Annotated in this window: 9 protein-coding genes; 4 read left to right on the forward strand and 5 right to left on the reverse strand. The window is 73.1% G+C overall.

What is annotated here, in order from left to right; genetic code table 11:
• Positions 1–23 precede the first annotated feature (23 nt).
• The 4 genes from HF577_RS39850 to HF577_RS26480 all read right to left on the reverse strand — a co-directional run bounded on the left by HF577_RS39850 (position 24) and on the right by HF577_RS26480 (position 3,974).
• The gene (locus HF577_RS39850) at positions 24–1,013 is read right to left on the reverse strand and encodes a zinc-binding alcohol dehydrogenase family protein (RefSeq protein ID WP_312859399.1); all 990 of its coding nucleotides are present in this window, start codon (positions 1,011–1,013) and stop codon (positions 24–26) included.
• Positions 1,010–1,825, reverse strand: a complete 816-nt coding sequence (locus HF577_RS26470) for a citryl-CoA lyase (RefSeq protein ID WP_169398668.1) — start codon at positions 1,823–1,825, stop codon at positions 1,010–1,012. The genes HF577_RS39850 and HF577_RS26470 overlap by 4 nt, the downstream gene beginning before the upstream one ends.
• A complete protein-coding gene (locus tag HF577_RS26475) occupies positions 1,818–3,035 on the reverse strand; it encodes a CaiB/BaiF CoA transferase family protein (RefSeq protein WP_169398669.1) in 1,218 nt (405 codons plus the stop codon). Before HF577_RS26475 ends, HF577_RS26470 begins: the two co-directional genes overlap by 8 nt.
• 129 nt (positions 3,036–3,164) lie before the next feature.
• Positions 3,165–3,974, reverse strand: coding sequence for an IclR family transcriptional regulator domain-containing protein (locus tag HF577_RS26480; RefSeq protein WP_169398670.1), 810 nt, complete (start codon positions 3,972–3,974; stop codon positions 3,165–3,167).
• A gap of 192 nt (positions 3,975–4,166) precedes the next feature.
• Between HF577_RS26480 and HF577_RS26485 the strand changes: the two genes are divergently transcribed.
• A complete protein-coding gene (locus HF577_RS26485) occupies positions 4,167–5,618 on the forward strand; it encodes an amidohydrolase family protein (protein ID WP_169398671.1) in 1,452 nt (483 codons plus the stop codon).
• Positions 5,619–5,688: 70 nt separating this feature from the next.
• Positions 5,689–5,898, forward strand: a complete 210-nt coding sequence (locus HF577_RS26490) for an FDXHR family putative zinc-binding protein (protein ID WP_169398672.1) — start codon at positions 5,689–5,691, stop codon at positions 5,896–5,898.
• A gap of 52 nt (positions 5,899–5,950) precedes the next feature.
• Here HF577_RS26490 and HF577_RS26495 read toward each other — a convergent pair whose 3' ends face one another.
• On the reverse strand, positions 5,951–7,438 hold the full coding sequence (locus HF577_RS26495; protein WP_169398673.1) for a DHA2 family efflux MFS transporter permease subunit: 1,488 nt from the start codon (positions 7,436–7,438) through the stop codon (positions 5,951–5,953).
• Positions 7,439–8,108: 670 nt separating this feature from the next.
• Here HF577_RS26495 and HF577_RS26500 point away from each other — a divergent pair.
• Together HF577_RS26500 and HF577_RS26505 are read left to right on the forward strand one after the other, a co-directional pair.
• On the forward strand, positions 8,109–8,471 hold the full coding sequence (locus tag HF577_RS26500; RefSeq protein WP_312859400.1) for a MarR family winged helix-turn-helix transcriptional regulator: 363 nt from the start codon (positions 8,109–8,111) through the stop codon (positions 8,469–8,471).
• Between the two features lie 116 nt (positions 8,472–8,587).
• Positions 8,588–8,877, forward strand: a 290-nt coding sequence (locus HF577_RS26505) for a hypothetical protein (RefSeq protein WP_211174865.1), incomplete at its 3' end; no start/stop codon positions are given.

Below are 8,877 nucleotides of genomic sequence, written 5' to 3' on the forward strand. Positions count from 1 at the left end.
CCGACCGTCTCGGGTCGGCGGTCTCAGGGGGTCAGGACGATCCGGCCGGTCGCCCGGCCCTGCGCCTGCCGGGCCCACGCCGACGGAGCATCGGCGAGCGGCACCAGCTCGTGCACCACGGTGAGCCTGCCCTCGACGGCCTCGGTGACGACGCGGGTGAGCGCGTCGGCCCGTTGCTGCGCGGTCAGCTCGTTGTTGGTGTAGCCGAGCACGTCCACCAGTCTGCTCCGCAATGTGGAGGAGTCGATGGGTGACGTCTCACTCGCCGAGCTGCCGAGGTTGACCAGCCGGCCCCCGGTCCGCAGGGTGCGCAGCGCCGCGGCGGCGGGGATGCCGAACAGCGGGTCGAGCACGAGGTCGAGCGGGCCGTCGCAGGCCGCGCGCATGCGCTCGGCCAGGCTCTCGACGGTGTCGTCGGCGGCCAGCGCGACGACGGCGTCCGCGCCGAGGCCCAGCGCCTGCTCACGCGCCTGCTCCGAGCGGGCCGCCGCCACGACCCGACGGGCGCCGGCCGCGCGGGCCAGCTGCACACCGGCCTGCCCCACCACACCACCGGCGCCGAGGACGAGCACCTGCTCACCCGCCGCCAGCCGGCCCCGCCACGTCAGCGCCATCCACGCCGCGACGGCGGACAGCCCCAGCCCGGCCACCAGCCCGGGGTCGGCCCCGGCCGGCAGCGCCACGACGTCGGACTCGGCGACGGGGGCGAGTGCGCGCATGCTCCCGTCGCCGGGGCGCATCCCGGCCGAGGTGGCGAACCACACGGTCGTACCCGCGGGGACCGTGGCGCTACCCTGCTCCACGACACCGACGCCCTGCACCCCGGGCACGTACGGGGTCTGCGGACGGCCGAAGTACGAGGTGCCCGACGCGCAGAGCAGGTCGAGCGGCGTGATCGGGGCCGCCCGCACGGCCACCAGCAGCTCGCCGGCAGCGGGCGCGGGGACGTCCCGGTCGACCACCCGGGGCGGTTCGCCGGGCGTCTCGACGACGGCGGCGCGCGACCCGCTCACGGCGTCCCGTCCGTCCACGGGTCGGGGGCGACGGAACGGTTGTTCAGGTCCACCGACAGGAAGATGTCGTTGGCCACCGGGTGCCGCAGCTCCTCCGCGAGCTGTCCGATCAACCCGGCGGTGCGCGCGAGCAGCGCGAACCCGCGCAGCAGCGGCAGCGGCAGCCCGAGATCGGCCAGCGCGGCACCGCAGACACCGGCGCCGTTGAGCGGCAGCGTCCGGCCGAGCACCTGGGGGTGCACCCGCCCGATGGCCTCGAAGAGCGCCAGGTGCGGCCCGAACTGCCCCTCCTCGCGGGCGATCTGCATCAGCCGCGGCGTGCGCGGGTCGCCCTCCTTGTGCACGTGGTGCCCGAGGCCGGGGACGAACCGCTTCGCCGCCCGCTGGGCCCGCACGGTCTCCAGTGCGAGGGCGTCCCAGCCGGCGGCGTCGTCGACGGCGGGGAGCTGCTCCTCCCCGGCGAGCACGTCGTGCAGGAACCGGCCGGTGTCCTCGGTGACCCCGAGGAACCGCGACCCGCCACCGAGCAGTCCGGCGGCGAGCGCGCCCTGGATCGAGTCGGGAGCCGACAGGTACGTCAGCCGCGTGACGATCGCCGTCGGGGTGAAGCCGTGGTCGGCCAGTGCCGCGAGCACCGCCTCGAACACGCGCACCTGGCCGGGGGTCGGGCGCTCCTGGGTGGCCAGCCAGAACGCCAGCTCGCCGAACCCGACCTCGCCCATGACGTCGGCGGCGAGGTCCGTGCCCAGCAGCCTGATCGTGGTCGGGTCCGACGCGCCCAGCGCCGTCGGGTAGCTCGGCTGCTCAGCCACGGGCGTCCTCCTGTGCAACGCCGGTCGGGACCGGGCCGGAATGCGGGGCCGAGAGCCACGCCCGCAGCTGCGTGCCGTGCTCGTCCAGACCGGGGGGCGGCAGCTCGTAGCGGGCGGGCGTGGCCGAGAACCGGATCGGGTGCCGGGTGGTGGGCACCGCGCGCTCGCCCTCCCCGGCCTGCACCACCGGGTCCAGGCCGAACCGCTCGGCCATCGCGAACCCGCCGTCGATCGTCTGGATCGGCCCGCAGGGCACCCCGACCGCCACCAGCGCGTCGAACCACTCCGTGGCCGTGCGCTGCGCGAGCCGCTCGACCAGGATCGGGCGCAGCTCCTCGCGGTTGGCGGTGCGGTCGGCGTTGTGCGCGAACCGCGGGTCGTCCGGCACCTCGGGGATCCCGAGCACCTCGCACAGCTTGCGGAACTGCCGGTCGTTGGGCGCGGCCACGATGAGGTCGTCGTCGGCGGTCGGCAGCGGCTCGTACGGGAAGACGCTCGGGTGGGCGTTGCCCATGCGGAAGGGCACCACGCCGCCCGCCGCGAACGCCGAACTGTGGTTGACCAGGCCGGTGAGCGCCGAGGAGAGCAGGTTGACCTCCACGTGCTGCCCCTGCCCGGTGGCGTCGCGGTGGCGCAGCGCGGCGAGGATCCCGATCACCGCGTGGTTGCCCGCCATCACGTCGAAGACCGAGATCCCGGCCCGGTACGGCGGACCGTCCGGGTCGCCGGTGAGGCTCATCAGTCCGGAGATGGCCTGCACCATGAGGTCGTAACCGGGGACGTGAGCGCCCTTCCCGGAGCCGAACCCGCTGATCGAGGCGTAGACGACCCCGGGGTTCGCCGCGCTGACGGACGCGAAGTCGAGCCCGAACTTCGCGAGGCCGCCCGGCTTGAAGTTCTCGATCACGACGTCGGCGCGGCGGGCCAGCTCCTGGGCCAGTGCGGCGTCACCCTCGTCGCGAAGGTCGAGCGCCACCGACCGCTTCCCGCGGTTCACGCCGAGGTAGTAGGTGGACACGCCCTCCCGCACCGGCGGGGTCCATGTGCGGGTCTCGTCGCCCTCCGGTCCCTCGACCTTGACGACCTCCGCGCCCATGTCGGCCAGCAGCATCGTGGCGTACGGGCCGGCGAGGACCCGCGAGAAGTCGGCGACGAGCACCCCGGCCAGCGGTCCGGCCGCGCCTGCGCCCTGCGGCGCACCGTTTGACATCGAATCGGCCTCCCTGTCCGTCATGCGGACATCTGTCCGTCGTGGTCCCGATCCTTGCAGCTGCACGAGGTGCGTCAAGGGCCGGCACCCCTGCGGTGACCCAGGACGCAGCGCCCGGGACGCCGCGAGTCAGGACGCGGCGGGCCGGACCAGGTGCGGCACCGTGTCGAGCCGGGCGAAGTCGGCGCTGATCTCCCCGGCGGTCTGCAGCAGCAGCGGCAGGTGCACGTCGAGCAGGTGGTCGACCGGGGTCTCGGCCGCGTGGGTGTTGACGTTGATGCTCGCCACCACCGCGCCCGTCCCGTCGCGCACGGGCGCGGCCACCGACCGGATACCCAGCGCGAGCTGCTCGTCGGTGAGCGCCCACCCCCTGGCCCGCACCTCACGCAGCTCCGCGTCGCGCTGCTCGCGGTCGGGCCGCCACCGTGGCGTGAGCCCCGAGCGCGTGGGCTGCTCGAGCACGCGCTCCAGCTCCTCGGTCGGCAGCGCGGCGAGCAGCACCTTGCCCAGCGACGTCACCAGCGCCGGGAACCGGGTGCCGATCTGCACCGACAGCCCCACGATCTTCGGCACCGCGACGCGCGCGACGTAGACGATGTCCGACCCGTCCAGCTGCGCGATGGAGCTCGACTCGTTGGTGCGCTCCACCAGCCGTTCCATGTGCGGACGCGCGACGTCCCACAGACTGGTCGACCGGACGTAGGCGACGCCCAGCTCCAGCACGCGCGGGGTGAGGGCGAACCCCCCGTCGCCCGCGCGGACGTAGCCCAGCTCCTCCAGCGTCAGCAGGATCCGCCGGGCCGTGGGACGGGCGAGGCCGGTGGCCGTGGCCACGTCCGTCAGCGACATCGCCGGCCGGGCAGGCCGGAAGGCGGCGATCACCTCCAGACCCCGTGCGAGCGCCTCGATGAAATCGGGTCCGGTGCCAGCCCGGGGCATGTGCGCTCCTCCGCTCGACGCGACGAGGCTCCAGCGTAACGGGTGTCCGGCCCCCGGACAGGACGGCGCGCGCCCCGGCCGACTCCCGGCGATCCGCGCTCCGTTGACAGCCCAGACCGGCCTGGGCAAGAGTGGCTGGATATCATCTGCCGCCAAGCGGACGCTCGTCCGCTGGTCCGAAGGAGTGACTGCATGAGCGAGCCGCAGGATGCCGGCGCCCGCCGGCCGGTGGTACTGCGCGGTGGGCTCGTGCTCACCCTCGACGACGCGCGCCGGGTGCTCCCCGGCGCCGACGTACTGGTCGTCGACGACCGGATCGCCGCCGTCGGGCCCGACCTGGACGTGCCCGAGGGCACCACCGAGATCGACGCGCGCGGCGGGATCGTCATGCCGGGCATGATCGACACCCACCGGCACATGTGGCAGACCGCGATGCGCGGCTACGGGGCCGACTGGACCCTCACCCAGTACTTCGTCTGGTACTACCTCGAGTCCGGGAAGCACTTCCGGCCGCAGGACGTCCGCGCGGGCAACCTGCTCGCCGCGGTCGAGGCGATCGACGCCGGTGTCACCACCACCGTCGACTGGTCACACGGGCTGCAGACCACCGGCCACGCCGAGGCCGCGGTGGACGCCCTCCGGGCGGTGCCGGGCCGGTTCGTCCTCGCCTACGGCAACATCCAGCAGGCGCCGTGGGAGTGGGCCACGTCCGCCGACTTCCAGGCCTTCGCGCGGCGTCACATCGATGCCGCCGACGACCTGCTCGGCTTCCAGATCGCGTTCGACGTCACCGGCGACCCGGCGTTCCCCGAGAAGGCCGCGTACGAGGCGGCCCGCGAGCTCGGCGTCCCCGTCACCACCCACGCCGGCGTCTGGGGCGCCACCAACGACGACGGGATCCGGCTCGCCCACGAGGCGGGCTTCCTCGACGAGTCGAGCGTCTTCGTGCACGCCGCCACGCTCTCGGCCGACTCCTACCACCGCATCGCCGCCACCGGCGGGTCCGTGTCGGTCTCCACGGAGAGCGAGCAGAGCGCCGGTCAGGGCTATCCCCCCACCTGGGCCCTGCGCGCACACGACATCCCGGTGTCGCTGTCGATGGACACCAGCGTCTGGTGGAGCGGCGACCTGTTCTCGGCGATGCGCACCACCCTGGGAGCCGATCGCTCCCGGGAGCACTTCGAGGCCCACGCCAAGGGCGAGACCGTCACGCACGTCTCGCTGCGCGCGCAGCAGGTGGTGGAGTGGGCCACCCGCGGGGGAGCCCGCGCACTGGGCCGCGACCGCGACCTCGGCAGCCTCGAGACCGGCAAGAAGGCCGACATCGTGCTGCTCAAGAACGATCACTCCCCCGTGTCGTTCCCGCTCCTGAACCCCTACGGCCACGTCGCGTTCCAGGCCCAGCGGGGCGACGTGCACACCGTGCTGGTGGACGGGCGCGTGGTGAAGCGCGACCACCGGCTCGTCGGGATCGACCTGGAGGGGGTGCAGCGCGAGGTGGAGGCCACCGTGGAGCACCTGCGGTCGGCGCTGGGCGAGGAGGCCTGGGAGAAGGGCATGAACCCCGACGTCCCCGAGACGAGCATCCTCGACAACCCCTACACCTACACCGGGTACCGCAGCGCGAGCACGCACGGCCGCTGACGCGGAGACCGGACGGGGCGCCCCGTCCCGATCATCCGGTTGCCGGTGCCACCTCGTAGCCTCCCCGATCATGGAGCTGCTGCGGATGGCCTGCTGTGGCTCGTCCTGGGTCGGGGTGGAGCGGGCACACTGCTGCAGGCGCACCAGGGGATGCGGGCACGTCTTCGACACCGCCCAGCTGTGGGACGCCCACCGGGCCGACTCGGGCTGTGTCGACCCGCGTTCCCTCGACCTCGTGCAGACCAAGAACGGCATCTGGCTCAGCGCCGACGGCGGTTGAGCCGCACGTGCTCCCCGGGCTGCCGACCGCCGGCAGCCCGGGGAGCACGAGGTCAGTGCGCTGCCACCACGGGCGCCCCGGCTCCCTCGACCGCCTTGCGGCCGAAGAAGAACGAGCCGGCCACCGCGAAGACGGACAGCACGGCGGCGACGACGAAAGCGGTGTGCACGCCTCCCGCGGTCTGCTCGACCAGGGACGCACCCTGGCCGGCGAGGTCGGCCGCGCGCACGCTGAGCACGCTCACGAGCAGCGCGACCCCGGCTGCGCCTGCGAGCTGCTGGGTGGTGCCGAAGATGGCACTCCCGTAGGAGTACAGGTGCGGCGCCACGGCGCCCAGCCCCGCGGTGAACAGCGGGGTGAGGGCGAAGGCCAGCCCGATGCTGAGCAGCAGGTGGAAGCCCAGCACCAGCGCCACCGGGGTGCTGACGCCGAACATGGTGGTGGACCAGAGTGCCGCGCTGGTGGCGACGGTGCCGGGGACGAGGAGTGCCCGGGCGCCGAAGCGGTCGTACAGCCTGCCCACGATCGGCCCGAGCAGGCCCATCAGCAGGCCGCCCGGCAGCAGCAGCAGGCCCGTGTCCAGCGGCGTGAGCATCAGGACGCTCTGCAGGTAGATGGGCAGCAGGATGATGGCGCCGAGCAGCGTGGCCATCATCAGCATCATCATCACGGTGGCGATGGTGAACGTGCGCGACCGGAACGTGCGCAGGTCGAGCAGCGCGCGGTCGGTGCGCTGGAGCACGATCTGGCGGGCGACGAAGGCCGCCAGCCCGGCGATGCCGATGGCGAACGAGATCCAGACGAAGACCTCCGACGTGCCTCCTGCCGACTCGCCGATCGTGCTCAGCCCGTAGACCAGACCGCCGAAGCCCAGAGCCGAGAGCACGATCGAGGGCACGTCGATCGGGGTGTGGCTCGGCTCGCCGATGTCGACCATCCGGCGCAGTCCCAGCACCAGCGCGACGAGCGCGATCGGGAGCACGAGCCAGAACATGAAACGCCAGCCGAGGACGCTGAGCACGAGCCCGGAAACGGTGGGGCCGACCGCGGGCGCGACCGAGATGACGATCGAGATGTTGCCCATCAGCGCACCCCTGCGGGCGGGGGGCACGAGCGTCATCACCGTGGTCATCAGCAGGGGGAGCATGATCGCGGTGCCACCGGCCTGGACCACGCGCCCGACGAGCAGGACCGCGAAGCCCGGCGCCAGCGCGGCGATGAGCGTGCCCGCGCTGAACAGGGACATCGCGATCCCATAGAGCAGTCGAGTGGGCACCCGGCGGATGAGGAAACCGGTGACCGGAATGACCACGGACATCGTGAGGAGGAACCCTGCGGTGAGCCACTGGCCCACGCTGGCCTCCACCTGAAGATCGGTGAGGAGGACCGGCAGGGCGACGCTCATGATCGTCTCGTTGAGGATCACGACGAACGTCGAGACGAGCAGAACGCCGATCACCGTGCGGTCGCGCGAGGACAGCTTCCCCGGCACGTCGGGCGGCGGCGCCGTGGAGTCGAGCAGGTCTGAGGGGTTGGTCACGGTATTCCTTCTGAGGAGCGGGACGGCGCATGATCCGGGCGATCTGCCCGGATCATCTGGTTCCAATCTACGAGGTAGGACCGACAGAACGCGCCGAGTTCATCGCTCGCCCACGGCGAAACCGATTCACGGGGCCAGCGCTGCGCGCTGCGCCCGGGACCGGACATCGGGACCAACCTGCCTGGTTCCGTCATGATCGCCTCTGAGAATGCCGCGACGGAGCGGGGATCCGCCAGGGTGAAGCGGTGTGATCCCGGCGTCCACCGGACGCCGTAACGGGCCCCCGACCGGCGTCCGTCGCGCGACCACGCGGCGCCGGACTTGATCATTGCGAGATCCGCGTTTCGGCCGTGTTTCGGTCGCGTAAAGGGCGAACTCCAGGATCTCGCGGCGACATCTGTGGTCGGGCCCCGCGAGCACGCCCGGCGGGACCCCCCAGGTCCCCCGCCGGACGCCCCGGCTGTGCGAGCTCGCCGCACCTATCCTTGTTAACCACAACTGTTGCGAAAATCAAGGGATGGGCGGTAGTACGATGTTGCCCCCGATCACGTAGGCCCGGGGAGGACTCATCAGCACGCCACCGCCGAAGACCGATCCGTCGCCACCAGAGGCAGCCGGCTTCCCGGGTCCGAGCCAGATCAGCTACCTCCTGGCGAGGGCGGGCGGCCAGGTGGTGCGGCACCTGAACCGCGAGCTGCAGCCCCACGGGCTCCGCAGCCGCCACTACTCGGTACTCGTCCTCGCCGCCGTGTCCGTCGGCCGGACCCAACGGGAGCTCAGCATTACGCTCGGGATCGACCCGAGCGGCATCGTCGCGATCGTCGACGACCTCGAGCGCGAGGGCCTCGTGCGCCGGGAGGCGAGCGTCGGGGACCGGCGCACCCGGCTCGTCGTGACGACCGATGCCGGACGCAGGCGCCTGGCCGAGGCCGAGCCGGCGGCCCGCAGGCTCGACGAGACCCTCCTCGTCGCTCTCGACGACCCCGAACGCGAGGTGCTGCGCAGGCTCCTGCTGCGCCTCGTCGTCGACTGAGCCCCCGCCCGAGCGCCCGCACCACCTCACGGGGCGGCGCCGGGCGCGGTGCAGGATGTGCGGGGAGCGCCTCCTGATGATCGGACGGTGCGGTCGCGTAGAGGAGGCGTATCCGCGTGTCGCAGCGCTGGGCGGTGGTCATCGCCACGCTCGCGATCTTCGGCTGGGCCGCCGTGTCGGTCGGGATGCTGCTGCGCCGGCCCGGCTCCTCGCTGGGCACCCGCACCAGGATCGCCGCCGCGTCGGTGACGGCCGCCGTCGGGATCGGGGCGCTCGTGGCGGCCTGGACACTCACCGGTACCCCCGCGGCCTTCCTCGCCGCCGGCCCGCCGCCACCGCCGCGCGCTCCCGCCACCCCACCGCGGGCCGCAGCGCCCGCGGCACCGACGGCGGCCGCGGGATCCAC

Source organism: Pseudonocardia xinjiangensis (assembly GCF_012911925.1).
Lineage (GTDB): Bacteria > Actinomycetota > Actinomycetes > Mycobacteriales > Pseudonocardiaceae > Pseudonocardia > Pseudonocardia xinjiangensis.